Genomic DNA, 26,909 nt, shown 5'->3' with positions numbered 1-26,909 from the left:
AAAGGGGTAAGGATTACTGCTTCAAGACTGAATTGGCATGACGAACTTTATAGGCAAATTGGACGGGTTCATCTATTGATTCAAAGTGAATAAACATGATGCCAGGGTTGTTAAAAAGCCAGTGATTGTGAAGGGCAGTAACCAGGATATCGTAATGGCGAAGAACTGGAATGAATGGGTTAATTTCTTCTGGGAGAATTACTGTTTCACCCAAACAAAGCGCTTTCCCATTTTGATCCACGGATTCAAATGAAAACATCATTGGTACCGTTAGAGCTGAACGTGAAGGACGCCCTAAAATGGTTACGGGAATATTCCTAACGGTCATTAAGGTACATACGCCATTAATTATCTGGGGCGGAATTTCAAGTATATCAACAAATTACCTGCAAAGTGGATCGATGGATCGAAAATATCTCCTCCAAAAGTTTTTAATTTAGTGTACTTTTGCGGAGATGAAAACGCTCTGGGCAATTGCCTATTTTGCAAAAAGGGCCATTGTAGAAATTTAATTTCGTAGTTAGTTTTTGAAGGGGTGTAGGGTCAAGGTAGCTTTTACGCAAGGGGATATCTTGGAAAATATCATAGACGAACAACACGAGCATATTAAAAAGCACGCTATGGATACCCATCTAGCAAAGCAAAAGGACATGTAACAAAAGAGAAAAAGGGTGAAATAAACAGTAAAATGAAAAGGAGGCCTTCAGTGAAAGCCTCCATCAAATAAGAAAGGGAATTTATGGAGTGATAACTGACACAGTTCCACGAACTTTCCCGGCTCCATTGTTACTAACTCTAATATAATATTGGCCTATTGGTAACACTTTATCACTTTGAAAACTAAATGAACCTGTCCCAGGAAATAGGGCATATCCAAAATTTGGGTTATAATCAGTTCCGTCTTGTCTATATATCTTGTACTCTACTAACGGATTATCAACATTTATTCCACTTTGAGTCACCTTAACAGTAAGAACAGTAGGAGAATTAATATAAAAATATGCAGAGTCAGAATATCCTTTAGTTCCTCGCTCAAAACTTAATACTTGTGTTTCAGTCGCAGCAGGTGCTGCTTCTTTGGTCGAAGACTGCTGGGAGCCGGCAGCAAATGTTTCTGATGGTAGGAAAACGGAAGCAGAAAGTAATGTAACTAAAGCAACTTTACCAAACCATTTCAACTCTATCATCTCCTAATTTTTAGATTTGACTAAATGTTACAAATAAACCCAACTATTTACAATATTTTTTGGTTCGAAATACCTTGTCGCACAAAGAAAGGAACTGAACCATGCCACTTTCGAGTGATTTAACACAATATTTCGGGAGTCTAACAGCAAAGGCTTCCATATCCAGAATTTCAAGGTAATCACTCTCCTTGAGGAAAAAGTAACTACTTCAGTAGGAATTTTAAGCTGCTTGGAGAATATGATTTATCAATTAGTTGAATAGGGGGACGTTAATGTGGGCTTATTAGATGGTCTAATGGGTAATGCTTCGGAAGTTAACATTGCAGAGGTTCAACAGGAGTATGCTCAAATCTTAGCGAACAATGAGAGAATAGAAAAGGCGTACAAATTAATTCGCGATATGTTCATCTTCACCAACAAGCGGTTAATACTAGTTGATAAGCAAGGTATCACTGGCAGAAAGATCGAGTACCATTCCATTCCATATAAAAGTATTCATCATTTTAGCATTGAAACAGCCGGAAATTTTGACTTGGATGCGGAATTGAAAATTTGGGTTTCTGGAAGTGCAGTACCGATCCAAAAACAATTTAACAAGAACTTGAATATTTACCAGATACAGAGCGTGTTGGCCGAGTATATTTTGGGTTAATTTCGCTTGATTAGAAGTCCTCATTCAAATGGAAGGCCCCTGGAATGAATCGATTTGATAGAAGCATTATCAGCGGGCATTCCCCTTGGGGATAAGGCGTACGACTTAATCTGTGCTGATGAGTCTGCGCTATTTTTTTGGCAAGACAAGGTATGCATACTAATATATACTTGTAGTAAATATAGAGCTGATATCCTACTATATTGAAGACTACTTTTTTATTCACGTATTACTTCTTGTAACCCCCAATTTGCTTAAAGCAGTTGGGGGCTTTTTTTATCAAAGAGACCTACGAAGCTGCTCGAACAGGTAGATAAACTGTTATCCGACGTCCTTTACATTTCGAACCTAAAGTATCTCTATAAAAAAATTTGTACATCATTAATACCATACATGACAAGCAAAATTGAATCTGTACATAAGTATCATGCTGTACAAAATAGTCTGTGTGAGCAGCTATTTTTGTACAGTTTTTTAAAGTTCCTCCTTAATTCTCCATAAGAAAAAGAGCAAGGATGACCTTGACTTGGAGCTTACTCCAAGGAGTAAGGTTATAACGCTAGGAAAAGTTGAGCAAGTAAGGAGGCATTCATGAACGAAGATCGGACGTATTCGATTTCCGAAGTTGCAGAGCAGACAGGGCTTTCTACGGATACCCTTCGTTATTACGAGAAAATCGGACTACTTGCTTCGCCGACGAGAGGCGGCGGACAAAAACGAATGTACGACGAGGGAGATATCGGTCGTATCCGTTTTTTTGAACCATCTCAGAAGAACAGACATGCCACTGAAGAAAATCAAAGAGTACGTAGAGCACTACTCACTAAAAGACGATGCGCACTGTTTTGCGTTGTTGGACGCAGCTCTGAAACGAGCAAACGGCGCTCGAGTCGTTTCCGTTTCTTCAGGCGGTCATAGACTAGGAAACATCCATTTCGAAGATCCGAATTATCTACACCGTTCTTACAACAAATGGGAGGCGTATGGGCAATCCAAGACGGCTAAGGCCCTATTCGCACTAGAACTGGATAAGCGGGGCAAGCCACACCATCCACACCATGTACGCGCGTTCTCCGTACACCCCGGTACCATCGTCACCGAGCTCTCCCGTCATTTGTCCAATGAAGAATTAAGCGCTTCTGGGGTGATCGACATACAGGGACGGCGGGCGTTTAGCGAATTGACGGAGGAACGCAAAACCGTACCGGAAGGAGCAGCGACGATCGTCTGGTGCGCTGTAAGCAACCAACTCGACGGAAAAGGCGACGTTTATTGCCAAAATATCGATATTGCTCCTTTGGTTCCGATTGATGGAGGGAAGCCAGGAGTACCCGGTGTATGCCCATGGGCTGCAGACGTGCAGGCTGCCAAGCGACTCTGGTTGTTGAGTGAAGAACTTACAGGAGTTAGTTTTACCATATGAGCTATTCGACATTGAGATACAGAAAGAAGCTGTGCTTCGCTCATCAGTATTTGTCGACTTCACTCTTTTTTTGTATAGTCAGCGTCTTCAAAAACTTGAGGCACCTTTCTGGTAGAGAAGATGTGCCTCATCGTGTATACTCCATCACTTCAAACAATTGAATTTTGCTGAATGCTACAGGAGGCATACGCTACAATTCCAATTCCTAAGCCAAAACGCTCCGCTTCATCGCTAACTTCTGGTAAAAATGTTCGAAAAGAAAGGGCGCTCAAAAGCACCCAACGATGTTTAATTCGATTTACCAATGGAACCTGGTGAAGGGCCAAAAACTGGGGCTAATCTTGACGGGTGCACCTTGGGGCTAAGGCCAAAAAATTCGCAGAAGTTCATAATCAGTGGGCTCCACTTCTCAGGATCGATGTAGTTCTTCTCGCCAGTCATAAGGATTTGCTCATCAATATGAACGCGTATTATCTTCACTTCAATAGCTTTTAAAGAGCTGGGCAGTTCAAAATTATGGACCTGCTCTACGATTGCCTCTAATTGAACTGGACACTCAGCAACGCGTGGTGGATGAATCAGGTCCGAATCTTGGGGGGTGAGCCTAGCCGTTCCGAATTTATCCGGCTCAAATCGGTATCCCACATTAGCCTTACGCTCCGGGACAGGATTTCGCCCAGTAAGGAGAGCTAGACGGTCTACAGCATGAGCAAGATCAGACCAAGGAAGATTTAAAACACATTCACGCTCGCGCAATAAATTGGCAACGGTTTGAGATGAACTACTCATTCCAAGCATGCATGATTGATTCAGCCACCATGCAGAAGACATAGGTGCCAAGTTGACAGAATTGTCTTCGTTTAATGTGCTGATGAGTACAACTGGCGTCCCAAAGTAAAGTATTTTTGGCTCAACTACCTTATGCATAATCGCGCTCCCTCCACTAAGAAAAGAAAGGTTATCATACTCGTCTCAGATAAGAGACCTAGTTCAAATTATAATCAGTATTCGTTTCGTTATTTTGCTGTTTCATTTCGATTGAACTTCACTCCAAATTACTTAAGAGAAGGGGAAGAGGGTAATCAAAGGTTGCGTGATCAAGAACAGTTGAATCGGGCACGATGGCAGCGATGAACCAAAGTAGTATTGCTACGATGACATGAAAAAGCAAGAGGATGCGGAGATATTCCCAATCTGCAACATGCTTTTTATGCACCAACTTGGACTTTGGTTGGAAAGGGGCTGTCCTAAAAGTCGAGAGACAATGGAACTAGCTCTTTTTTTATATATACACAAAAAATATAAAAATCATTGACATAAGAGTTCAAATATGTGATTATCTACTCTGTCACTTATAATGATAATCATTATCAAATAATATTTCACACCAAACATCACGTGACGAGGAGAAATGAGCACATGAAAAAAGGAACACAAATCGTACTGGCCTGCTTGGTCGCAGTAGTCACTGCCGTGTCGGCGGGTTGTGGAACCAGCCAAACGGCTTCGGAAGCACCGAAGAAGCCTGAGACACGCGTAGTCAAGCACCTGATGGGGGAAGTGACGATCCCAGCGGAACCAAAGAGAATTGCTGACGTATCGGGAGCAGCGGAGGAGCTTCTCATTTTGGGACACAAGCCCGTTGCTACGGCCAATACATACAAGACAAAAATCATGTCCCACGTAGCGGATAAGCTGACAGATGTAAAACCAGTTGGTTGGATGTGGGATGACTCCATCAATCTAGAAGCTGTGGTAGAAACAAAGCCAGACCTAATTATTATGAATAACCGCCAGCAAAAGATGTACGAGCAGCTGTCCAAAATCGCGCCGACTGTCGTTCTGGAGACAGACATGGACAAATGGCGTGATAAGTTTAAAGAAATCGGTCGCCTGTTTGGACAAGAAGAGGACGTGAACAAATGGCTGGCTGGGTATGACGAGAAGACGAAAGAAATGCGCGAGCAACTCAAGCAAGCGTATGGCGACGAGACCTTTATGTTCCTGGCCGTAACGCCAAAATTGTTCCGCGTGTACGGGAACTATGGATATGCAGATATCTTGTTCACTGATCTCGGCCTGAAGCCAGTAGCTGGAACACCTACAGATAAAACAATGGAAATGATCGAGCTAGAAGGACTGACGAATTTTCAGGCAGACCATATGTTCCTCGTCAATTTCGGCGGGAAAGCGGATGATGTTTACGCAGAACTGAAGAATAGTCCAGTATGGAAAAGCAACAAGGCAGTTCAACAAGGCCATCTCTATGAGGTTACCAATGAAACATTCAATATCAAAGCCTTTGGCCCAATTGGAAAGGAAATGCTCCTAGAGGAGATTGGTAGCATGTTGCTGAAAAAGCAATAACCATGCAATCGACACAAAAGTTAGGGCGATGATGCGGATCACTATGACGGCTTTTTTGAAATTCATGTTGGTTTCCTCTTTATTCATAGAAGGGGTAAACAACGTCAACGCTTGTAACACTCTTCAGAGGAAGGCTTACAAGGAAGAGTGATGCAAAACGTTATAAAGCCCGTCTTCACTATCAAGACGGGCTAAAATCTATTCAAGCTTTACTGAATCGTATAAGTAGCTACGATTACATTTTGATCCTGATAAGAATACGGCGCTTGAAATTGTACGTAGCGATACCCGTCCTCATCAGCCTTAATAATGATACCTGTCGTACCGCTCCAAATCTGTTTATTTTGAGCATTATAAACTGTGTAATTAGCAAAGCTACCATTTGCACGGATACGGAGATCCTGCCCTTTCTTGAGATAAATCGCTTCTTTTGGACTTAACTGCCCAGGAGTAAGGTAGTAATATTTGGTGAATGATTGTGCTTGTTCTTGTTGCTCAACGGAGACTGTGTCTGGTTCACTTTGTACGTGAGCACTGGTAGAAGCGGAAGCATATGCAGGTGCGTCAGAGAGGAGTAAAGCGAACAGCGAAATAGAGAGAAGCTGTTTTTTCATACCTAGGACACTCCTTTTGATCAATTCTGACCACATTCTAAATACATAAACCAAAGCTAATTGTACTAAATTTCAATAAAACGGTAAATATTTACACGTTGTAACTTAACCTTTCACTTGATGACAATGACAGATGCAAAGCAAGTGAAAGGGGTAAAATATATAATACTCTGGAAGTATGTAGTCGCAAGTCGTTAGACTCCTGACATGAAGACGTAAAGCCGCTCGGAAAAGAACCGGGCGGCTCTTTTGTTGAACTCGTAGGTTTTGTCGTCTGACAGTGTGTCCTCAGCTATCCTCTCCATAATACTAATCCTATCTTTCTACGAAAGTGGGAGGATTGGACAAAGAAGGGCTCAAAGCTCAATGATTTCGAAGAGGGAGGAAGAGGGCAGCTTAGCCGCCCATAACATTGGACAGGTATTAGCACTCATCACAACTGCAAGCAACAATTGTTAATAAAACGAAAAGAACCAAGACCAAAGCAAAATTGTCGTCAAAGAATCCCATCGATATCCCCCCTTTGAAAAGTATGAGGAAGAACCTCAAACTCAAGCTATTCAAATTGCGGAGCGATGTAAGGGCGATATCACAGTAGGCGAAAAATTTGGGCATATAACAAACGGTTACCTGTCATGTCCAACCGCTCAAAAATGTCAAGTCAACCGGGGATATACGACAAAAAAAGGCTATCCCCTAGCCATATTTATGGCATTTGGGACAGCCTTGTTGGTACGATTTTGTCGAGGGTAAGTATTGGCGTTAAACGCTATAGGTTGGCCATCCGCAATACCCGTCAACTTCACAGGGGATACGTTGTTCTTTTGCACTGCTAACACTAGGAAATGAAAGCGATAGAAATAATGCAGCAGCAATACCAAACAGAGCAATTTTTTTCATAAATCTTCTCCCTCACAAGTTTCATTTTTCAAAAAGTATACGACCGGGCACAACATATATTTCGAAAATAAATCGAGTAGCTGGTGAGCTAGAAAAGTTGACGCAAAAAGACCATCCCTCTGCCACGCACATAGCTGTTGGGACGGCCTTTAATTACTATCTAACATTAATTGGCACACAGACAATGTTTACCTGCTGGTATGCACCCCCGAGGGCATGGAATGATTGAGTTAGCACCCATTTTTTGAAGTAATTTCTTCAGCATTGTTATTCACCTCCTTAAATGGAAGGATATAACTTTCATTTCAATGATAGCACACACAAACTTAATTTAATATATAGAATATGGAAAATTCGGAAAAATGCAATCTATCGTAAAGTAAATTATCAACATTCCAGTCATTTTGGCCCATCATCATCAATTGCGAAGTTTGTGGCAAGCCTGTATGGGAGTTTTGCACGTCATTTGAAACCCACCACAAACTGACGTATAATCAGGTATTATTGATGAGTCACTAAAAGGGAGACGATCTAGAAATGACGTCAGTCAATCGTAAAACGGAAATCATTTCTGCTGCCATTGAAGTCTTTGCTGAAATCGGATATTTCCGGGCAACGACAGCGCAAGTGGCAGAGCGTGCAAAGATTTCTCAGCCGTATATTTTCAAGTTTTTTGCATCGAAGGAAGCTTTGTTACTGGCAGCATTAGAGGCGTCGTGGGAGCGGATCATTGACTCTTTCCGTCTCGTTGTAGAGTCCGCATCCAAAGAGCAATTGGAAACAGATTTAATCAAGACATATGAAAAGATTTTGGCTTCCCATCAAAATGAAATACTGCTTCAAATGCAGGCCCAGACGATTCAAGAGCCTTTGATTCGTGAAGCAATGCGCGAAGCATTTCGGGAGGTTCGTCAGATTGTCTTAACAGCTTTTCGCAAAGCGGGCATCGCGAATCCGGAAGAGAGAACGCTTATTTTCCTGGCAAGAGGAATGCTGTGTAATATTTCAGCGGCTTTGGACATGCCGGAATTGATGGAGGTGTAGCGCAGAAAAAATTGCGATAATTAGTTATTGACTAATCACTAACTAAAGCGTTATAGTTCAAATTAGTTAGTGATTGATCAATCACAAAATAAAGCAAGTGGAGATGATCCGAATGAAAAAAGCGATTGTAGTCGGGGCAACAGGCGGAACGGGAGCGGCAATTTTGGAAGAGCTCATCAATCGAGGTATTGAAACGATTGCTTTTGGGCGTTCTCGACAAAAGCTAGAGCAAATGGCGTCAGAGCTGGGGAAACCAGCACATTTGTCATTAGCCGTCGGGGATGCATTCCGGTCTCCAGACATCGTAGCAGCATCGGAAGGAGCGGATGTACTCTTCCATTGTGCAAACGTCCCATATCACGAGATGGTGAATAAACTGATCCCACTTGGCGAAGCGATCATGGAAGCCGCCAACAAGAGAGGAATGAAAGTTGTTGCGGTAGACGGCATCTATCCATACGGAAGAAAGCAGATGGAACCAGTGACGGAGGAGCATCCAAAGCAACCGCATACGAAGAAAGGAAAAATCAGATTGGCATTTGAACAGATGCTATTTAGCAGTCGCTGGGATCATGCGCGAACGATGATTGTCAGATTACCAGATTATTATGGACCCACTGCTAATCAAGCATCGTATTTGGGTTCCACGCTTGAGGCAATTGCTGCTGGAAAACCGGGGCTTTTCATTGGGAATATGCATATTCCTCGCGAGTTTGTTTATTTGCCGGATGCGGCGAAGATGATTGTAGAGTTGGCCAGCTGCGAGTTTGCTTATGGACAAAACTGGCACATTCCAGGGGGAGGCCTCATTTCTGGTCGAGACATTGTCCGAATTGCCCAAAAAGCAAGTGGCACCGTGAAACCGGTCATTCCACTTGGGAAAATGGGTTTGTCTTTGTTGGGTATGTTCGTCCCGGTGATGAAGGAGGTTGTCGAGATGCTGTACTTAACTGAAAAACCGTTGATCCTTAGCGGAGAAAAATATAAACGGCTTATTGGACCGATCCCAGCGACGAATTTCGAGGAGGGGATAACGGCAACGATCCAACATTTGCAGAATCGTATTTCTAAGAAATAAATAATAATTATCAGTTATTGATTAACCACTTACAAATGACCTGTCGCAATTTCTTTAAATATTCCTTTACAGGAATATTCCCTTTGGTGTATATTTTACCTAACAAAACGATCACAATAACGCTGAAGGGGATGAGATGAACGTAGAATCCATTATGTAACGAGGTGAGCGACATGTCAGGGATGAATCCGGGCATGGACATGGCGACGCTGAGTGCTTTGGCTGAACCAAATCGTATGAAAATCGTCGAACTTTTGCGCGACGGTCCTCTGACAGTAGGGGAAATCGCTGACCAACTGGGGCTTCGCCAGCCCCAAGCCTCGAAGCATTTGAAGGTGCTTAGTGACAATGGGATCGTGGATGTGAAAGCCGAAGCCAACCGCCGATTTTACAAACTCAGGCCCGAGCCCTTCCGAGCGCTGGATTTTTGGGTGAGGTCATTCCAGCGTGTTATGGAAGAAAGATTCGATAACCTGGAAGACTATTTGCGGGAACTGCAAGACAAGGAAAAAACTTGAGTTTCATTCAAATGAATGAGGAGGAATTACTATGTCAAGAAACGCAATGGTTTCAAGGGTAGAGAACGAGCGAGTGCTGGTACTGGAGCGTGTATTCGACGCGCCCAGAGCTCTCGTGTTCAAGATGTTTAAGGAGCCTGAGCATCTCAAGCGCTGGTGGGGACCGAAAGGCTGGGAACTCCCAGTTTGTCATGTTGATTTCCGCCCAGGTGGTGTTTGGCATTACTGCATGAAGTGTGTCGATAAGAATCAAGGAGATTTTTACGGCATGGAATCTTGGGGCAAAGGTGTTTATAAGGAAATAGTTGAGCCCGAGAAAATCATCTATACCGATTACTTTTCAGATGCAGAAGGCAACACAAACGATGCGATGCCTTCGACTGAGGTTATGATGGAATTCATCGATTTGGGTGGCAAGACGAAGCTGGTCAGCCGTTCTGAATATGTATCTGCGGAAGCTCTCAAAACTGTCATGGACATGGGCATGCTTGAGGGCATCACCCAAACGTGGGATCGTTTGGAAGAGAGTCTAAACGAGATCAAGTAAGCGAAATAGGAAAGGCCGCCTGGTATGAAGACCCGGCGGCTCTTTCTTTTTAGTAGGTAGATTTATTTCACCATCAGCCCAATAAAATCGTTCAGCTTATCCAGCGAAATGATATTTTGATTGCATGACATGCTGTCTTGGCAAATGTAGTTTCCTTTTTTCAAATACGTTCCATCCCCTGAACCTTTGGCTTCAAGGATGAACATGCCGATCTCCTCAAAGCGATTACAGAGCGCACAAACGCCTTTTTTGTTTACGTTTGTAAACTGTCCGTGTATGCCAATCAGTTTTCCTTCGTGGTAAGCAACAATAAATTTCTTTTCTGTCGCAGTGTCTAGCCAGCTCAGATAAGAGATATCTGAAAAATCGATCTCAGCTAAATTCGAGACCTTTAGCTTCTTTACTTTTGGAAAGAGCTTCTTAATGGAAGACTCTGTGACAGCAGGGAACGGAATCACAAACGGTGAAAGCTGATTCAAAAACTGTTTTCCTTCTGCCTTTTCTTTTATCGAGTCAATCGGATGCAAAATCTCTTTTTGTTCTTCCGTCATGTTTGGGAACAATTGAAAGACTTCTTCATGAGCGATTTCTTTACGAGCACGAATCACGTTGACATCTGTACTGGTCGCATAGGCGTTCATGATTGCTTGAACGCGTGATTTAATGAAGTGATATTGATGCGTATGGATAAAAGGTTCCATGTTGCGGTTCCTCCTGTTTCTGTCTTGTAAGGTGGGTTCTTCTTTAACTTTAGCGTGTTTGTAGGAGAGGAGAAAGGGAAAGGACATTTCCCAAAAAAACTCGCCATAAAAAAGCACTGACAACCTAATGAAAAGGTCTTCAGTGCTTTATAAACGTCTATTTGGTATACACGATTTTTTTAATCGTCTCTGTAGACAAAAAGTATTCCTCCGCTAACTGAGAAATAGCCGTCCCGGCCCGAAAACTGCTTTTAATAGCTGTATTCCGCTCATCCAGGAGTTTTCTTCCGCCAGTGCGCGTCCCCCATTTTTGATGGGTTACTTTTGTTTTCGGAATATAAATGGTTTCTCCTTGCACGTACTTTTGAATTTCCGCGAGTAACGATTCAGGAAGGATTAAATTTGCTTTCACACATTTCATTTCTGCTCGCTCCTTATTTATAGATAGGCAAATAAGGGGCAAAGCCAAGAAATAGGAAATGAGATACGCAAATGAAGGCGATGATTCGTTTAAACGGAAGACCACCTCATGCAAAGTATCGCCTCACTATTTCTAGGCTTTGCATGAGCCGCTGCGGTATGTGGCAAATTGGGAGCATTCGCCATTGGTACACCCCCCTCGAGGTCCATTTTGAAAACGGTGTCCCCTTTTTTAAAAGGGGGTATTTGAATTATATAAGAAAATGGCTTTTTTGTATAACGATACTTACAAAAATGTGAGTGGATTTTGAATGCTCATTTACAACCTTTTGAAAGTCAAATATAGTAATGGTAGTGAATGTGAAAAGAGGTTTTGATTGAGTATGATGAAACTGATAATCGCTAAGTAAAATTCGAATGAATTTTATATGGGAAAAGGTTAAATGAAGGGTGTGCCCTTGGTTTCTTTTTTATTCCTTTTTTCAAAAGCGATTAGAAGGCATTATATCTCATTCAAACAAATTTCACGTTTGTGCATGATATCTATTCAGTTCGGGATAGGTATCTTCATCACAACGATAAATTTGACCATGAGAAGAGAATTCTTCTTGTGGTCTTTTTTATTTGGAAAGAAGGGATTGCGAAAAAGGAATGGATGATGACAAACCGCACAAAAAATAGAAGGGGAGGTTTTTATATGCGCGAATATCGATTGATTAGGGACTACAAGCATATCAAAACATACAAGGAAAGCTTTAATGACCTCGCCAAGCAGATCTTTCAGCTCGATTTTAGAGAATGGGATAACAAGGGCTTTTGGAATGACAACTATGTCTGCTATTCCTATTTGGATGGGGATCAGGTTATTGCGAACGCTTCTGCCAGTAAGATGATCGTGACATCCAATGGAAAAGACTACAAGGCACTTCAAATCGGAACGGTCATGACGCATCCTGCCTATCGCAACCAGGGGCTGGCAGCGAAATTGATGAACCATATTCTTGAAATATGCGAGAAGGAATACGATTTTATATATTTGTATGCCAATGATACTGTGCTCGATTTTTATCCGAAGTTTGGATTTGAGAGAGTACTTGAAAGTAGTTTTCGTTTATTGGCAACCGATTTGAAAAAGCAAGTGGAACAAAAATCGGTCTTGCGTAAGCTGGATGTTGATAATAAGGCTGATTTTGATATTGTGAAGGAATTTGCTGCGAAAAGAATCCCCGTTTCAACGAGACTAGGCATCAAAGATAGCGAGCATCTGTTGATGTTTTACTTTTTGCTTGTTTTTCGGGATGCGATCTATTATCTCGAAGAGGCGGATGTGATTGTCTTATTTGAAAGAGAAGATGACCAACTGCATGTATTTGATGTTGTAAGTAAAAAACCAGTTGATATAGAAACGGTCATTTCTCATTTGATAACTGCTGAGACAACGATCATTCATTTTCACTTTATGCCGGATAGTGAGAATGAAAAGATCCAATCTGCATGGATGACAACGACCGATGATGTCTTATTTGTTCGCCCCTCGTTAAAAATGGAGACAGAACATTTTCGTTTTCCGCTTACTTCCCACGCATAAAAGGTTTGAAATGACACAGTAGGTGAACCAGAAAAACAGCTTCGTGCCATCGGGGGCTGTCGATGAGAAGAGCAGCTACAAAATGATCAAATGTGATTATCACAATATATGAGTTATGTGCTACCAGTTTATAAAGACTGGTAGTTTTTTAATCCACCCAGATGGTCACATCCAGAATTGGCAAGACAAAGATGCTGTGGAAGTCGACGATCGGGAAGGATGATCAACAGATTGAGGCCAGATCGTCGTACAGCACACAAGAATGGCGGGATGATCCATTGTGATACACAACAAAAGGACCTATCCCAGCAGTTCTTTGGCTCCGTTCATGACTAAGGGCAAAGACTGTTTAACGAATGATTCCGCACTTATCAGACACCCCTCATTGTTCCAAACGTAAGCCGCCCCATACATCCCCCAACTTAACATGACAGAAGCTGTATTTATTAAGAATTGCTGGTTTGGAGTCGATAGCATCTTGTCTTTGTCTATAAAGGAAAGAAGTATCGTTTGAATTTTTTCCTTTATTTGAATTTCAAATACAGGTACAAGCGATGTATTTCTTCTTTTGCACATAGTGCTTAGACCCATGTGAAATTCACATACCCCGAGAAAGATACTCTGAATTGTTTCTTCATTCAATACTTCGTGACCGCTTATTCTATGATTCATGATTGTCATAAATGATTCCATTAGTCTGGCCTCAAGAATTTCGAATTTATCTACAAAGTGCGCATAAAAAGTCGCTCTGTTAACAGTAGCTCGCTCTGCAATATCCCTAACGGTTATCGATTCAAAGTCTTTTTCTTGAATTAATGAAGCAAAAGCGTCTTGAAGGAGTCGCCGTGTACGTATCACACGGGGATCAGCTTCATTCTTTTTAATGGTCATGGTTAAGATCTCCCCAGTAAAACGACATGATAGAAATGGTGTTGTCTATACAACGGTTTATGGTTATTGCTGATTGCGTACCATTCGGTTGCTATTATAGCATACAAATACAACAAGTGTTGTTCAAGCAACTGGTGTTGTATTGAAACAAAATGCTGAATGCCGTTTTTTCAAAAGGAGGAGAGAACCATGTCGGTTTGTAACTATGATCCCTAGATCAAGATTTTGCGGGAGGAATAAAGTGAAACATTACGGCAAGCTCCGCGCTGGCTCCTTTAGCTACTAACATGCAGCCGTGGCGTTTTTTCGTTATCGACAAAAAGATAGTTATATAAAACACAGCAGGAGAGTGAATGATGAAGAGAACTTGGAAAGTTTACGTTCTAGCCTTGATCAGCTTTTTAGTTGGAACATCCAATTACATCGTTTCCGGAATATTAGACCGGATTGCAGAAACGTTGGGAACAAATGTTGCGGCAGCAGGTCAGCTCATTACGGTTTATTCCCTGGCCTATGCGGTCGGCACTCCTATTTTGATGGCGCTGACGGCCAAAATGGACCGACTTAAGCTCCTACTTTATTCGCTGGGCCTCTTTATTGCCGCAAACCTGCTGACATTTATAATGTCTGACTTTGGTTTCTTCATTACCGCGAGAATCATTACGGCGTTAGGCGCCGGGGTGGTCACAGTTAACGCGCTCAGTATCGCCGCCAAAATTGCTCCGCCAGGTAAGCAGGCCAGCGCCATCGCGAACGTCACCATGGGCATTACCGCATCGCTCATCATCGGCGTCCCGCTGGGCAGAATGATAGCCTCTGCTTTTGGCTGGAAAGCGGTATTTCTGGCCATTGCGATTGTCGCGGGCTTGGCCATGCTTGTCATTGCTGCAGTTATACCACGTATGCAGGGCGACAAGCCTATCCCTCTGATCAAACAATTTGCTTTGTTAAAAAAACCTCAGGTTTTGGTTGCTTTAGCGATTACTTTTTTCTGGTTGGGAGGATATTCCCTCGTCTATACTTACTTATCCCCTTTTCTGCTAGAGGTAACTCATTTAAATGAATCATTGATTAGCGCAGCTCTGTTCGTGTTCGGCGTTGCCAGTTTGATTGGCTCGAAAGTCGGCGGCTACAGTGCGGATAAACGGGGCATCAAATACACGCTCGTTTCTGGGATGGTGCTTCACGTCATTTCGTTGATTTTGCTATCTTTAGTCGGACAGTCGGTCATTCCCGTATTCGCCATTTTGATCCTCTGGTCTTTTGCCGCTTGGTCATCCGCTCCCGCGCAGCAATTTAACCTAGTTTCGCTTGTTCCTGAATCCACGGGCGTCATGCTGAGCTTGAACAGTTCCATGATGCAGCTTGCCATGGCTGTCGGCGCAGGAATTGGCGGGCTGATCGTTAACCGTGTTTCTTTAGCATCCATTACCTGGTTCGGCGTACTCGGCGTACTCATCGCCATCATTGCTGTGTTTGTATTGTCCAGAATGGCATCACGGCATTCGGTGGTTCAATCAGTGGAGTAAAGTGATCTTTCATTTCTTTACAAAAAAGCAGACCGCAAATGAACGGCCCCCCAATTGTTGGACGCAACAATGCGGTGTGGTTGTTAAGGCAACGAAAAGTACATATCGATGTAGATAAATGAACGTAAACTATCGGGGGAACGATGCTACAATAAAAAAACGAGACGCGGCTACCGGCATGATTCGGTAGCCACGTTATACTCTAGGGGGAGTTTCCATGCTACTTCGAAGATTTCATGAGACGGATATTGACCAGATCATCACTTTATTTTATGAGACCGTACATACTATAAATAAGCAAGACTACACGCAAGAACAAGTAAATGCTTGGGCTTCCCTAGCGGATTTGAAGCAGAGGAAAGAGGTCTGGTTGAAAGCTTTAACGAGTAATATTTCCTATGTTGCTGAAATGAATGGTTATATCATGGGCTTTTCTGACATGAGTGTACAAGGTTACCTGGATAGATTATTTGTTCATAAAGAGCATCAGGGGCAAGGAATTGCTTCAGCATTGGTAGACACACTTGAATCTAAAGCCAAAAAATTAGGTCTAATCGAAATAGAAACCGATTCGAGTATTACCGCTAGACCTTTTTTTGAAAGAAAAGGGTACATCGTAGTAAAATCGCAAATCGTTGAACGCAATAGCACTAAGCTGATGAATTTTCGAATGAAGAAAAGTTTATGCTAACGAGAGACGAAAGCTGAATACAAAAAAACAAAAAGTCGGTAATCCTGAGAACAGGAAGCTGGTTACGTCGGCCAGCTGAGTGCCCTGATTACTCTTTAAATGAAACCATAGTAACATTCTGATCTTTTTCGTTCACCGTTAAAACAACCTCACTTGCATAGCGTGAGAGAAATACGAGAAAGGGGGATTCTAGCAGGTCGTCACTGAGCACCCAGTTCGTGGGGGATATGGAGACCTCGTCACTTGTTTTGAATGGTCTATTCATAAAGTCCCAGAGCCTTTTGTGATCGGGTTGGGGAAGGTAGGTAGTCTGCTTGAAAAAGGAATCCCTGTCTATTTGGAACAGCTTTATGCTTAGTCGATTACTACGCTCACATTCTCCCTGTAGATAAAAATCGCTTACCAGAAGATCAATCTTACTTGTATGTATGACCGATTCGATAAAAGAACTCTTTATATTCGGCTTTAAGTCCTCCAGCCTGATTTCCTCCATCTTTCCATTCGTGTATATTCCCCGTACGTTAGTAAACAGGCTTGTGAAATTGACGGAAGCATACGCTTCTATCTCGGGATCGTTGTGGGCCGCAATCCGATAAGCAGTATGCTCATGAACAACGAAAGGGGCGATGGCCCATTGCAGGACGATATCATGGATAAAATCGGGAGGCTCCTGAAGCCCACTTGACTCGAATCTCTTAAATGAGAGGTCGACGTTTGTTTCTATCCGATTCTCTCCAGTGGGGAACGGTATCTCCATCAGCCAATTCATATAGTATGCCCTCCTTAATGATCGGTTGCAACGCCAGTCGCTGTTTACCCCTTATGATTCCAGCAAGTTGATAGATTTGCTAGCAGATTAATCCTTTCGTAGGAGCTGAACTCTTTGGCGTAATTCCTGTTCGGTCAACGACTCCAAATGCAACAAGGCCTCATACGGATCATCACCTGGAATATGAAAGTATCGAGCAAATGCAGGTTCTGTTTTGAGGCCGTCTTGCTTCAGAGCCCTGATATGTATACACGCATCCAAGCCCCCTATATGTAACAATCGTGCTTCGATGTCCATATGACGATAGGCGTTTTGCTTTTCGACTGCAACCGGTTGAGCAAACAATTCAAACCAAAAGCCAGCTGTGAAAAACGAAATAACGCACGTGGGAATCCCTTTGAGATCAAGTTGTGTCACTTCAAAGCTGGTTGAGCAGCCAAACGCTTTACGAACAACCTGCTCAAACTGATCCAGATCATGACTCTCGCAAATAATATCCAGATCGCTTTGCTCAACATCAATGTCCAATGGGATGGTTCCGGCAAGCACTGGACGGTAATCGGCTAGTACTTCCATGATATGCGTCTGTTGAATCGCTTTCCATGCCGTTTTTTGGCGCATCGTTCCTCTGCTCAAGTAAGAGAGATCATGCCAATTTTTCATGAAACTACCCCCATGTCTACTTTCTTTTAAAATAGTGTAGACAAAAGTGAATAAGCGCGCAACGAAATTGGTAATCACTCGTATACCTAAATGAAGGGAGTGTAGTGGATGGAAATATTTTTGTGGGTCGTGGTTGTGTTATTGTTCCTGCTAAGCATCGCAGGAATTTTCTTACCCGTTTTACCTGATACGATCTTGTTGTGGGGGGGCTTTTTGCTCTATCACTTTTTCATTGCAGATCCGGGAGCGGGATTGCCGGCATCCTTTTGGTGGGGAATGGTCGTTCTAAGCATTCTGCTTTACGGTGCTGACTTGCTGACGAACATGTACTTCGTGAAAAAGTACGGGGGGTCCAAGTGGTCGTCCATTGCTGCTGCTGCCGGAATTATCCTCGGGATTTTCGTTTTCCCACCGTTTGGTATGCTGATCTTGCCGTTCGTATTCGTCGTTCTCGTAGAGTTGATGGTGCAGAAGCAATCGATGGAGCGAGCAGTGAAAGCGGGGGTAGGCTCACTGATCGGATTTTTGGGCAGTGCGGTCGTAAAAGTCATCTTGCAAGTTACGATGATCATCTGGTTTTTTATCGCCAGATAACAGATAGAAAACAAAAAGGACAGCCGAGGCTGTCCTTTTTTACGTGGAAACTAGTGAATGAGGCGATAGACACCAATGACTTTACCAAGAATGGTGACATGCTCCAGAATAATCGGTTCCATCGTGGCATTTTCCGGTTGGAGACGGAAGTGGTTCTTTTCTTTGAAAAATCTTTTGACGGTCGCTTCATCTTCTTCTGTCATGGCTACGACAATGTCACCATTGTTCGCTACGTGCTGTTGGCGAACAATGACGTAGTCTCCGTCGAGAATCCCGGCATCAATCATGCTATTCCCGGAGACGCGCAGCATGTAGACCTTGTCGGAAGTCACGATATTGTCTGGAAGCGGGAAGTATTCTTCTACATCCTCAATGGCTGTAATGGGTTGTCCAGCGGTTACTTTTCCGATTACTGGCACACGGACGACAGAGTCTTCGAAATTGTCTTGAAAACGATCTTCATCTGAAAGCAATTCGATGGCGCGAGGTTTGGTAGGATCTCGACGAATGAGGCCCTTTTTCTCTAAGCGTGCCAAATGACCATGTACCGTTGAGCTGGAAGCGAGTCCAACTGCCTCTCCAATTTCACGTACAGAAGGCGGATATCCTTTATCACGAACTTCCTTTCGTATGAACTCGATGATGGCTTGTTGTCTACTCGATAATTTTGACATAGAAAGACACCCCTGATTTCTCGAACATATTTTCCTATATTATACCATGGGAGCTTGCGTTCGACAAACATAAGTTCGTTTCGTTGTTGACATGAACATATGTTCTCATTTATTATGAGCTTACAAGAGAACAGAACGTATGTTTGCAAGGAGGCCATTATCATGAATTCATCGACAGTACGTAATCGTTTCGAGAAAAAAGAAGAACGTCGTGTTCGTTTTGGTATCACGAGAGGTCAAGCACTCTTGTTTCTTATTACATTTACTCTCTTTTTTTACTTGTTGACCGAACTAGTGTTTGCTGCTTCGCCAATGGACGAGCCACAAGGCATAGAAGTAACCGTACAATCCGGAGATAGTCTATGGTCGTTAGCTGTTCGCTACTCAGATCAGCATACGGATGTTCGTGACTATATCATAGAAATCAAGGAAGCGAACGGCTTGGATAGCAACTGGATTTATCCGGGTCAGACTCTGATCATGCCTGATATGCCGTAAGTGTTCGGCTGTCTTGCGAGATCATTCGAATGTGGTATAATGAAGCGGCACTACTACAGAGTGGGAGGAACCAGCAGTGGTATCTGACGCAGAAATTAAACGCATTAACGAATTGGTCAAAAAATCTCGCGAAGAAGGTTTAACCGAAGAAGAAAAGCTCGAGCAAAAAGCATTGCGCCAAAAGTACATTGACGCCGTTAAGCTTTCACTGAGAGCAAATTTGGATTCCATCCGTTATGTGGAAGACCTTGAAGAAAATAAGCCAAAACAGTAAGATAACAATTACTGATACGACAGACATCCTCGCTTGACGCTAGGGTGTCTTTTTCTGTGACATACATAACGCTTTGATAGCCAGGGAGGGATAGCGATGGCGTGGATAGCTGTGGCGGTTGGCGGAGCAGTTGGCTCTCTTGTGCGCTACCTATTGTCTTTACTCGCAAATCAGCCGGAATGGCCGTGGGGAACCTGGATCGCCAATGTTTGTGGATCCATGATCATTGGCATCTTGTTCGTGCTGGGGAAAGAACGTGGCATTTTATCTCCAACACTCTATCTCTTATTTGCAACGGGTGTCATGGGAGGATTTACGACTTTCTCTAGCTTCTCCTTGGAAGTGGTCACTTTTTGGGGAGAAGGACATCTGTTGCGGGGCACATTATATGCTCTTCTCAGTTTGGGAGTCGGTCTACTTTCATGTGCGGTTGGAATATGGCTGGCCAGGCAATGGTCCTGATACGTTCAAATACACGATACATGTGAGGGGGAATGAAGGTGAGTACACAGCATCGTGATTATGAATGGGAACAAAAAAAGCTGGATGAAACCATTTCAGCTATTGATGAAGAAATGGAGCAGCTTCGCAATGAAATTCGCGAGGCAACCGATGACTATGTGAAACAGGTCGTTAACTCTAAAAAGGCAAAGGATTTGCGCTATCTGGAAGATCAGGGGCGAGAGAAGCCTTATTTCGGCAGAGTGGACTTCTTGAAGGATGAAATCTACGAGCTGGATCAGGTCTACATAGGAAAACGGGGAATTGTACGCAGCGATACATTTGATTCTGTCGTCGTGGATTGGCGTGCGCCTATCGCCAGTCTTTATTATTCTGGTGAGAGCAAAGACGCGTTTTATCGGATGGGGCGCGAGATCGTGCGTGGTGAAGTTCGATTAAAGCGTAATTTTGCGATTGAAGACGGAAAGATCGTCGGCATCTATGATGGAGCGGTAAAAGAAACAATTAACCGCGAAATGGGGCATCCTGACGAGTTTTTGCAGGAGGGCTTCATCGATGAATTTTTGGCAGCCAATCTAAATCAGGCGAACGATAGCAGGCTAAAAGACATCGTCGCTACCATTCAATCCGAGCAAAATGATATTATTCGGGCGGAAAAAGAACGGCCCATTGTCGTGCAAGGAGTAGCGGGGAGCGGAAAAACGACCATTGCGCTGCACCGACTCTCCTATTTGATTTATAACTTCCAGGATTCCATGATGTCCAAAAAATTCATGGTGTTTGCGCCAAACCGGATGTTTCTTACCTATATATCCGAGGTTTTGCCGGAGTTGGGAGTCGATGACGTTCAACAGTCTACCTTTGTAGATTGGGCAGCGCGTCTCGTGAAGCCTCTGCTACCAAAAGGATGGAGAATCGTGAGTCCGGATAAGCCTCTTCAATTGTTCTTCGAAGAGGGGCAGGACGAGCGCCAGAAAGAAATGACGCGAAACAGGCTTCGCTTCAAAGGATCGCTCGCTTGTCGGGAGGCGCTGGAGCAATACATTCGGCATATCGTCGAAACGAGAATCCCTTTTAAGAAACTCAGCTTTTTATACAACAAAACAAAGCAAGTCTTTTCCATTCCGGGTGATTTTATTCGCCAATGCTTCTTGGAGCAATTCGCCAATATGCCGTATCATCGACGAGTAGAAGCGCTTCGCAAGCATTTAAAACAAGAAATGAACAAGCAATTATTTGCCCATTTACGAGAACGAAAAGTCGATTTGGACAAAGAAGGCTTGTACAAATTCGAGAAAATGCTGGAGCAAATCCTGGATACGTACCTGACTTCGTTTCCGAGACTGGAAATCTTCACAGCTTATCGCGAGCTGATTGCTGATGAGGAATTGCTGCGCAAACTCGCACCTGCTGACATTTCAGACGAAGTTGTGCGTGATGTGACTCAGTCAAGTGCTGCGCTGTTTGCAGAGGAGAGATTGGAGCCCGAAGATATCGCGCCATTGCTGTACTTGCAGCATATTGTGGAAGGAATGAATAAGGCGGAGCATTTTGATCATACGGTCGTGGATGAAGCACAAGACTTGAGTGCGTTAGAAATAGCTGTCATCGCATTGGCAACCAAGCGAAACTCGCTCACGATCGTGGGAGATATTGCGCAAGGCATTCATAGCTACCGAGGAATTCATGCCTGGGAAGAGTTGACCAAGGGGATATTTGCACAGCTGTTACCTTCCTATTATACGTTGTCGCAAAGCTATCGTTCGACAATTGAGATTATGCGCTGTGCTAACGAAGTGTTGCGGCAAATTGAATTGCCCGAGACGGTATTGGCAAAACCGGTTTTGCGTCATGGTGAAAAACCAATCATGGTCAAGGCTCGTTCAAGAACGCAACTGTGGGAGGACATCTCTTCGCGTGTGGCAGACTACCAGTCGGAAGGCTTCAAAACGATTGCGATCGTGGCGAAAACGATCCTAGCGAGTAAAAAAGCACATAAAGGCCTGCAAGGCAAGATAGCTGATCTGACTCTGTTAGGCAGCAAGGATAACCAATTTCCGGGGGGCGTAACCGTCATGCCTGCTTTTTTAACAAAAGGCTTGCAGTTTGATGTGGTCATTTTGCTTGATGTGGACGCCTATCAAAATAATGAATGGGACGCGAAGCTATTGTATGTCGCGATGACACGTCCAGTCCATCGCCTTGTTATGACGCAGGTTGATGACGTTTCTTCACCGCTGCTGAAAGGTTTACCGGCAGTGCTGTACACCATGGCTACTGACGAATAAGAATTTACTCATCAAAGAAAACCCTCTGCCTGTAAAAAAGCAGAGGGTTTATCTGTATCATGCTTAGTGGTCACCTGTGTTACCTTTAGAAGGGTTCGTAATCACAAAACCTTCTTCTGGCAAGAAGAGGTAATCAATGACGACGCCATCCAGCAATGGCTCATCCTTTTTCACGATCACATCGATCTCTTTGTCGGTAGAGATCACAACATCTTCTTCTGTTGGCTTGTCCAGAGCGAGTCCGTAATGTGCATGATCACCGTGAGCGTGCGTAATATAAACGCGCAGTTTCAATTCTTTGTCTTCTTCTTGCTCGATGATTGGAGCCAATTGCTTGGCAGCGTTACGAGTGATTTTTAGTTTCACAGGTCAAATCCCCTAACTGTATGTAAGTTACCCCTCCATCTTAGCAAGAGGGAAATCAGGATGCAATGTTGAAAGTGTTACGTATGTCTAGAGAATGACAACAGGGTGGGGGAGAATGATTTATGAAAATCGATTTACGAAGTGATACCGTTACGAAGCCAACCGAGGAGATGCTTCGAGCAATGGCGGAAGCGGAGGTTGGGGATGATGTTTACCGGGAGGACCCAACTGTCAATCGTTTGGAAGCGATCGCGGCTGAAATACTCGGAAAGGAAGCTGCGCTGTTCGTAACAAGTGGCACGCAAGGTAATCAGGTCGCTGTTTTGACGCATTGTGTCAACGGAGACGAAGTCATTGCGGAAGCGGATTCGCACATTTTTTACTATGAAGGCGGCGCAATGTCGGCATTGGCTGGCGTGCAAACACGGACGCTGGTTGGTGAACGCGGTGCTCTGCGTGCAGAAGAGGTAGAGAGGGCGATTCGGGGCAACAATATCCATTTTCCTCGGACAAAATTGATCTGTCTCGAAAATACACATAATCGCGCGGGCGGGGCGGTAATCTCTGTTGCGCAAATGAAGAGCGTCTATGAGATCGCGCAAAAACACGGTGTTCCCGTTCATTTGGACGGTGCGCGTCTCTTCAATGCGGCTGTGGCACAAGGTGTTGCAGTCAGTGAGCTTAGCGCTTATGCCGATACCGTTCAGATTTGCTTGTCCAAAGGGCTGAGTGCTCCAGTTGGTTCCATTTTGGCTGGTGAACGTGCGTTTATCGAAGAAGCGAGATGGTGGAGAAAAAAATTAGGCGGGGGGTTGCGTCAGGCAGGGTATTTGGCAGCGCCGGGCATCATTGCTCTGACACAAATGACCGAACGATTGGCAGTAGATCATGAACGGGCACAGCAATTGGCGAAAGGCTTGCGCCAGCTATCGCTTCAGGTGGAGCAAGTCGAGTCGAATATCGTGCTGGTGAATACGGGCTCGATTGGACAAACAGCTGTCGCCTTCTTGAAACGTTTGGAGGAAAAAGGAGTGCTCGCGGTCGATTTTGACGAGTATGTCATTCGCTTTACGACGCATCGACACATTAGCGATCAACATATCAAGACCGTTGTGGAAGCAGTAGAGGAATTATTGGTAACGGTGTAATTGTATCAAACGCTTGTAGCCAGTCGAAGGGAAGACTGGCTTTTTTCTTTGCTTCAACCATCAATTCTAAATAGTTAGACAATTTGTACAAAATAAGAGTCTATACACGATCTGTTTTTCGCCATACCGTCTGATTTGTTTCTCCTACACTTGCGTTATCATAGTAGTGTGATAAAGCAATAGTATTTACTGGTGTATGGAATCGAATGGAATCAAGGGGGATTGTCTCGATGAGAAAGAGGATGAGCTTCATTTTGAGCTGTTTCTTGCTGCTTCAAGTTATTACGGGATGTAGTACAAGTGAAACGGCGGTAACGAAGAAACCAAATGATCAGGCATCTCAAACAGTGCAGCCAACGGGAAAAGAGATGGTATTGAATTGGAACGCAGACGGTGGAGAGCCTCCGACAGCGGATCCCGGACTTGCTTCCGATGGTACCTCCTTTGATGTCATTACTGCCTGTTTTGAAGGACTGACTCGCTATGGACCGGATGGAAAAATAGCTAACGCAATCGCCGACAGTTATACGGTATCCGCGGATTTGACGACGTACACATTCAAATTGAAAACAAATGCGTTATGGAGCAACGGAGATTCGGTAACCGCCCATGACTTTGAGTTCGCCTGGAAAAGAAATCTCGACCCGAAGACAGCGTCCGAATATGCCTATATGCTTTATTTCATTAAAGGGGCAGAGGAATTTAACACAGGGAAAGGATCGCATGAAGGCGTAGGGGTTAAAGCACTAGATGATTTTACATTAGAGGTCAAGCTCAATTCGCCAGCTCCGTTTTTTTATGAATTGACGGCTTTCCCGACATTGTTTCCTTTACATAAAAAGACCTTGGAGGCACATCCGGATTGGGCAGCGTCTCCAGACAACTACGTAGGCAACGGCCCATTCAAAATGGAGCTGTGGGAGCATAAAAACAAATTGGTTCTTGTGAAAAACGAGAATTATCATGACAAAGAAGCTGTGAAGCTCGACAAGATCGTCTGGAGCATGATTACGGATACCAATACCGCTCAAGCGTTGTTTGACTCTGGCGATTTGGATTGGGGAGGGCATCCAAGCTACGTGTTGCCCGTCGACGTGATTCCCGCCTTGCAGGAGGAAGGAAAAATCGTAATGGCGCCGTATCCGAACACAGTTGCAGTTACCTTTAATACAACCGTGTCCCCATTTACGAATAAAAAGATTCGACAAGCCTTCTCGTATTCGATCCAACGGCAGCCTTTGGTAGACGGAATTGTGCAGACAGGGGTGCCAGCGGCTTTTGCATGGGTTCCGCCCTCCATGCAACTTAGCGGAAATGACTATTTTCAAGAGGATGTAGAGAAGGCGAAACAGTTATTGGATGAAGGGTTAAAGGAGCTGGGGCTTTCGACGATGCCTACCGTGACATTCACGTATGGTTCAGGTGACGATCGTCAGAAAAAGCTGGCTGAAGTGCTTCAAGATCAATGGAAAAGAAGCTTGGGTGTGGATGTGAAAATCAGTGGCTTGGAGGAAAAAGTATTTTTACAAAACAAGCGCTCCAAAAACTATCAGTTTGCCTACCGAAATTGGGGTGCTGATTTTAACGACCCCATCAATTTCCTGGAAATATTCAAAGACAAAACAGTGGGTACGAACGACGCTGCTTGGGAAAACGACAGATACCGGGAGCTAATCGTCCAAAGTTACTTGGAAAAAGATTCGACGAAGCGTAATGCGATCATGCGTGAGGCAGAGACCATCTTAATGGAGGAAATGCCGATTGCCCCAGTGTATTATGGCGCAAGACCGTATATAAAAACTGACAAAGTCAAAGGATTTTTGATCAACCCGTTTGGTGGTAGGGATTTTAAATATACAACCATCGAACAATAAAAAAGAGTCTTGCCGTATCCGGAAACTTGGAGAGCGGCGAGGCTTTTTTTGGTTCCATTCGGCTAACTCACATGTGTGTAATTCAGAGCCGCCAATGAAATACTATAGCTATCCAACATAGGGGAAAAGAGGGATGGATATGATCTCGGCTAAAGAGCGAGAACGCATTCTCAATCAAATGAAACGGGACGAGAGCAAGATTGTCAACATCGTCCTAAACGACGCCAATCAGGTTGCGGGCGAAATTGAAAAAGCCAACCACCAAGGCATTTTCCTGGTGGATGGCCGTTACTACGGGTACGAGGACATCAAAGAAATCAATGGCTCGTAATGGTTACAGACGGGGAGGTGGGAAGAAGTAGCGCAAGGCATCTGGCAGCTCTTTTTGCCACAAACCCCAGACGTGATTCCCTGGTTTTTCTCGATAGGACAAGGTTGCTTGCTTGTCTTCAAGAATCTGTTTTGCCTCGCGATTCCAGTGCACGAAATCGAAGGTACCCGCGCTTGTTTCTACAGCAGTCTCATCGAGGCCGACGACCATCCAGATTCGCAGCCAGGAAAGACTGGCCTGATTCAAAAGTGGATCGAGTGTTGTTTGGAAAAATGCCCCGGACAACGCGAGTACTTGTGGAAAGAGATCGGGATGTTCCAATGCGAGATGCAAAGAAACAGTTCCACCCAAAGAATCTCCTGCCAGTATGCGTGAACCAGGATCACGGCGCACAGGATAACGCTCCTCTATGTAAGGAATCAGTTCTTCGGTGAAAAATCGCTGATAGGCTGCATTTCTCGACCCCGATGGAGAATACTCGCTTGTGCGCTTGTTGCGATCGACGGAGACACCGACAACGATGTAGGGTTCGATACCTTCTTCCAGAATCAGTTGATTGGAGATGGTCGCGATTCGTCCCATCGTAAAAAAGTCATTCCCATCCTGGCAATACACAACAGGGTAAGAAAGAAGCTCATTGTACCCCGGCGGTAGGTATACTTTGACCGAGCGGGGAGTGTCCACGTGGATGCTAGGCACTTCTTCTTTCATGATGGTTCGCTTTACATAATCAGACATCGATTCACACTCCCTGATTGCTCAAATAAAAAACTAAGCCTTGAAAAAAACTGATACAGCTTATATAGTAAATGATAACA

General features: G+C 43.9%; 32 protein-coding genes and 1 pseudogene. 19 read left to right on the top strand and 14 right to left on the bottom strand.

Going from position 1 to position 26,909, the window contains the following annotated elements:
- Positions 1-13 precede the first annotated feature (13 nt).
- Both ODZ53_RS06555 and ODZ53_RS06550 read right to left on the bottom strand, forming a co-directional pair.
- On the bottom strand, positions 14-364 hold the full coding sequence (locus ODZ53_RS06555; protein ID WP_372676414.1) for a DUF1259 domain-containing protein: 351 nt from the start codon (positions 362-364) through the stop codon (positions 14-16).
- Between the two features lie 373 nt (positions 365-737).
- Positions 738-1,178 (bottom strand): hypothetical protein, encoded by a 441-nt coding sequence (locus ODZ53_RS06550; RefSeq protein WP_142496687.1) that lies wholly within the window; start codon positions 1,176-1,178, stop codon positions 738-740.
- A 283-nt stretch (positions 1,179-1,461) separates the two neighbouring features.
- Between ODZ53_RS06550 and ODZ53_RS06545 the strand changes: the two genes are divergently transcribed.
- The 3 genes and pseudogenes from ODZ53_RS06545 (at position 1,462) to ODZ53_RS06535 (ending at position 3,262) form a co-directional block, all read left to right on the top strand.
- Positions 1,462-1,839, top strand: coding sequence for a PH domain-containing protein (locus ODZ53_RS06545; RefSeq protein WP_015891615.1), 378 nt, complete (start codon positions 1,462-1,464; stop codon positions 1,837-1,839).
- Positions 1,840-2,430: 591 nt separating this feature from the next.
- Positions 2,431-2,538 (top strand): annotated as a pseudogene (locus ODZ53_RS06540) (MerR family DNA-binding transcriptional regulator); the annotation flags it as partial.
- Positions 2,539-2,620: 82 nt separating this feature from the next.
- Positions 2,621-3,262, top strand: coding sequence for an SDR family NAD(P)-dependent oxidoreductase (locus ODZ53_RS06535; RefSeq protein WP_372676372.1), 642 nt, complete (start codon positions 2,621-2,623; stop codon positions 3,260-3,262).
- Positions 3,263-3,550: 288 nt separating this feature from the next.
- Here the strand turns inward: ODZ53_RS06535 and ODZ53_RS06530 are convergent, their stop codons facing one another.
- Positions 3,551-4,189 carry a flavin reductase family protein gene (locus tag ODZ53_RS06530; RefSeq protein WP_372676371.1) on the bottom strand — a complete coding sequence of 213 codons (639 nt, stop codon included), beginning with the start codon at positions 4,187-4,189 and terminating at the stop codon, positions 3,551-3,553.
- A 492-nt stretch (positions 4,190-4,681) separates the two neighbouring features.
- Here ODZ53_RS06530 and ODZ53_RS06525 point away from each other — a divergent pair, with 492 nt between their 5' ends.
- A complete protein-coding gene (locus ODZ53_RS06525) occupies positions 4,682-5,629 on the top strand; it encodes an ABC transporter substrate-binding protein (RefSeq protein ID WP_372676370.1) in 948 nt (315 codons plus the stop codon).
- A 209-nt stretch (positions 5,630-5,838) separates the two neighbouring features.
- Here the strand turns inward: ODZ53_RS06525 and ODZ53_RS06520 are convergent, their stop codons facing one another.
- From ODZ53_RS06520 to ODZ53_RS06510, 3 genes are all read right to left on the bottom strand, one after another.
- Positions 5,839-6,243, bottom strand: coding sequence for a hypothetical protein (locus ODZ53_RS06520; RefSeq protein ID WP_372676369.1), 405 nt, complete (start codon positions 6,241-6,243; stop codon positions 5,839-5,841).
- A gap of 423 nt (positions 6,244-6,666) precedes the next feature.
- The gene (locus ODZ53_RS06515) at positions 6,667-6,753 is read right to left on the bottom strand and encodes a YjcZ family sporulation protein (protein ID WP_016743434.1); all 87 of its coding nucleotides are present in this window, start codon (positions 6,751-6,753) and stop codon (positions 6,667-6,669) included.
- A 252-nt stretch (positions 6,754-7,005) separates the two neighbouring features.
- Positions 7,006-7,143, bottom strand: a complete 138-nt coding sequence (locus ODZ53_RS06510; protein WP_155801098.1) for a hypothetical protein — start codon at positions 7,141-7,143, stop codon at positions 7,006-7,008.
- A gap of 537 nt (positions 7,144-7,680) precedes the next feature.
- Here ODZ53_RS06510 and ODZ53_RS06505 point away from each other — a divergent pair.
- The 4 genes from ODZ53_RS06505 to ODZ53_RS06490 all read left to right on the top strand — a co-directional run bounded on the left by ODZ53_RS06505 (position 7,681) and on the right by ODZ53_RS06490 (position 10,330).
- Positions 7,681-8,187, top strand: a complete 507-nt coding sequence (locus ODZ53_RS06505) for a TetR/AcrR family transcriptional regulator (RefSeq protein ID WP_047067686.1) — start codon at positions 7,681-7,683, stop codon at positions 8,185-8,187.
- A 112-nt stretch (positions 8,188-8,299) separates the two neighbouring features.
- Entirely contained in the window at positions 8,300-9,265 is a 966-nt protein-coding gene (locus tag ODZ53_RS06500) for an SDR family NAD(P)-dependent oxidoreductase (RefSeq protein ID WP_372676368.1), read from the top strand.
- Positions 9,266-9,438: 173 nt separating this feature from the next.
- A complete protein-coding gene (locus tag ODZ53_RS06495) occupies positions 9,439-9,783 on the top strand; it encodes an ArsR/SmtB family transcription factor (protein ID WP_372676367.1) in 345 nt (114 codons plus the stop codon).
- A gap of 31 nt (positions 9,784-9,814) precedes the next feature.
- Entirely contained in the window at positions 9,815-10,330 is a 516-nt protein-coding gene (locus tag ODZ53_RS06490) for an SRPBCC domain-containing protein (RefSeq protein WP_372676366.1), read from the top strand.
- A gap of 62 nt (positions 10,331-10,392) precedes the next feature.
- On the opposite strand, the gene ODZ53_RS06485 is transcribed toward ODZ53_RS06490, so the two are convergent.
- Together ODZ53_RS06485 and ODZ53_RS06480 are read right to left on the bottom strand one after the other, a co-directional pair.
- Positions 10,393-11,031, bottom strand: a complete 639-nt coding sequence (locus ODZ53_RS06485) for a FusB/FusC family EF-G-binding protein (RefSeq protein ID WP_372676365.1) — start codon at positions 11,029-11,031, stop codon at positions 10,393-10,395.
- Positions 11,032-11,188: 157 nt separating this feature from the next.
- Positions 11,189-11,452, bottom strand: coding sequence for a CD3324 family protein (locus ODZ53_RS06480; RefSeq protein ID WP_007718970.1), 264 nt, complete (start codon positions 11,450-11,452; stop codon positions 11,189-11,191).
- Between the two features lie 696 nt (positions 11,453-12,148).
- Between ODZ53_RS06480 and ODZ53_RS06475 the strand changes: the two genes are divergently transcribed.
- Positions 12,149-13,039 carry a GNAT family N-acetyltransferase gene (locus ODZ53_RS06475; protein ID WP_372676364.1) on the top strand — a complete coding sequence of 297 codons (891 nt, stop codon included), beginning with the start codon at positions 12,149-12,151 and terminating at the stop codon, positions 13,037-13,039.
- 300 nt (positions 13,040-13,339) lie between these two features.
- Here the strand turns inward: ODZ53_RS06475 and ODZ53_RS06470 are convergent, their stop codons facing one another.
- On the bottom strand, positions 13,340-13,930 hold the full coding sequence (locus tag ODZ53_RS06470; protein ID WP_372676363.1) for a TetR/AcrR family transcriptional regulator: 591 nt from the start codon (positions 13,928-13,930) through the stop codon (positions 13,340-13,342).
- A 356-nt stretch (positions 13,931-14,286) separates the two neighbouring features.
- On the opposite strand from ODZ53_RS06470, the gene ODZ53_RS06465 reads away from it, so the two are divergent.
- Entirely contained in the window at positions 14,287-15,459 is a 1,173-nt protein-coding gene (locus ODZ53_RS06465; RefSeq protein WP_372676413.1) for an MFS transporter, read from the top strand.
- Positions 15,460-15,676: 217 nt separating this feature from the next.
- Positions 15,677-16,150, top strand: coding sequence for a GNAT family N-acetyltransferase (locus ODZ53_RS06460; RefSeq protein WP_372676362.1), 474 nt, complete (start codon positions 15,677-15,679; stop codon positions 16,148-16,150).
- A gap of 88 nt (positions 16,151-16,238) precedes the next feature.
- On the opposite strand, the gene ODZ53_RS06455 is transcribed toward ODZ53_RS06460, so the two are convergent.
- Together ODZ53_RS06455 and ODZ53_RS06450 are read right to left on the bottom strand one after the other, a co-directional pair.
- Positions 16,239-16,919, bottom strand: coding sequence for a hypothetical protein (locus ODZ53_RS06455; RefSeq protein ID WP_372676361.1), 681 nt, complete (start codon positions 16,917-16,919; stop codon positions 16,239-16,241).
- An 87-nt stretch (positions 16,920-17,006) separates the two neighbouring features.
- Positions 17,007-17,582 (bottom strand): DUF4269 domain-containing protein, encoded by a 576-nt coding sequence (locus ODZ53_RS06450; protein ID WP_372676360.1) that lies wholly within the window; start codon positions 17,580-17,582, stop codon positions 17,007-17,009.
- A gap of 108 nt (positions 17,583-17,690) precedes the next feature.
- Here ODZ53_RS06450 and ODZ53_RS06445 point away from each other — a divergent pair, with 108 nt between their 5' ends.
- Complete coding sequence (locus tag ODZ53_RS06445; RefSeq protein WP_015891597.1) at positions 17,691-18,176, top strand: DUF456 domain-containing protein; 486 nt, start codon at positions 17,691-17,693, stop codon at positions 18,174-18,176.
- Positions 18,177-18,226: 50 nt separating this feature from the next.
- Here ODZ53_RS06445 and lexA read toward each other — a convergent pair whose 3' ends face one another.
- Positions 18,227-18,850, bottom strand: a complete 624-nt coding sequence (gene lexA / locus ODZ53_RS06440) for a transcriptional repressor LexA (protein WP_007718939.1) — start codon at positions 18,848-18,850, stop codon at positions 18,227-18,229.
- A 162-nt stretch (positions 18,851-19,012) separates the two neighbouring features.
- Between lexA and yneA the strand changes: the two genes are divergently transcribed.
- The 4 genes from yneA (at position 19,013) to ODZ53_RS06420 (ending at position 22,372) form a co-directional block, all read left to right on the top strand.
- Positions 19,013-19,348, top strand: a complete 336-nt coding sequence (gene yneA, locus ODZ53_RS06435; RefSeq protein ID WP_015891596.1) for a cell division suppressor protein YneA — start codon at positions 19,013-19,015, stop codon at positions 19,346-19,348.
- Positions 19,349-19,424: 76 nt separating this feature from the next.
- On the top strand, positions 19,425-19,622 hold the full coding sequence (locus tag ODZ53_RS06430) for a DUF896 domain-containing protein (RefSeq protein ID WP_007718933.1): 198 nt from the start codon (positions 19,425-19,427) through the stop codon (positions 19,620-19,622).
- 96 nt (positions 19,623-19,718) lie between these two features.
- Positions 19,719-20,084 (top strand): fluoride efflux transporter CrcB, encoded by a 366-nt coding sequence (gene crcB / locus ODZ53_RS06425; protein ID WP_199927756.1) that lies wholly within the window; start codon positions 19,719-19,721, stop codon positions 20,082-20,084.
- A 38-nt stretch (positions 20,085-20,122) separates the two neighbouring features.
- Complete coding sequence (locus ODZ53_RS06420; RefSeq protein WP_372676359.1) at positions 20,123-22,372, top strand: HelD family protein; 2,250 nt, start codon at positions 20,123-20,125, stop codon at positions 22,370-22,372.
- A 63-nt stretch (positions 22,373-22,435) separates the two neighbouring features.
- Here the strand turns inward: ODZ53_RS06420 and ODZ53_RS06415 are convergent, their stop codons facing one another.
- A complete protein-coding gene (locus ODZ53_RS06415; protein ID WP_372676358.1) occupies positions 22,436-22,738 on the bottom strand; it encodes a HesB/IscA family protein in 303 nt (100 codons plus the stop codon).
- A 122-nt stretch (positions 22,739-22,860) separates the two neighbouring features.
- Between ODZ53_RS06415 and ltaE the strand changes: the two genes are divergently transcribed.
- From ltaE to ODZ53_RS06400, 3 genes are all read left to right on the top strand, one after another.
- A complete protein-coding gene (gene ltaE / locus ODZ53_RS06410; protein WP_372676357.1) occupies positions 22,861-23,886 on the top strand; it encodes a low-specificity L-threonine aldolase in 1,026 nt (341 codons plus the stop codon).
- 230 nt (positions 23,887-24,116) lie between these two features.
- Positions 24,117-25,760 carry a peptide ABC transporter substrate-binding protein gene (locus ODZ53_RS06405; RefSeq protein ID WP_372676356.1) on the top strand — a complete coding sequence of 548 codons (1,644 nt, stop codon included), beginning with the start codon at positions 24,117-24,119 and terminating at the stop codon, positions 25,758-25,760.
- A gap of 133 nt (positions 25,761-25,893) precedes the next feature.
- Positions 25,894-26,091 (top strand): hypothetical protein, encoded by a 198-nt coding sequence (locus ODZ53_RS06400; RefSeq protein ID WP_015891590.1) that lies wholly within the window; start codon positions 25,894-25,896, stop codon positions 26,089-26,091.
- 3 nt (positions 26,092-26,094) lie between these two features.
- Here the strand turns inward: ODZ53_RS06400 and ODZ53_RS06395 are convergent, their stop codons facing one another.
- Complete coding sequence (locus ODZ53_RS06395) at positions 26,095-26,829, bottom strand: alpha/beta hydrolase (protein ID WP_173624715.1); 735 nt, start codon at positions 26,827-26,829, stop codon at positions 26,095-26,097.
- Positions 26,830-26,909: the final 80 nt, after the last annotated feature.

Source organism: Brevibacillus sp. BD137 (genome assembly GCF_041644655.1).
Lineage (GTDB): Bacteria > Bacillota > Bacilli > Brevibacillales > Brevibacillaceae > Brevibacillus > Brevibacillus brevis_D.
The sequence above is the reverse complement of the archived record's forward strand: the minus strand, read 5'-3'. Positions and strand labels throughout refer to the sequence as shown.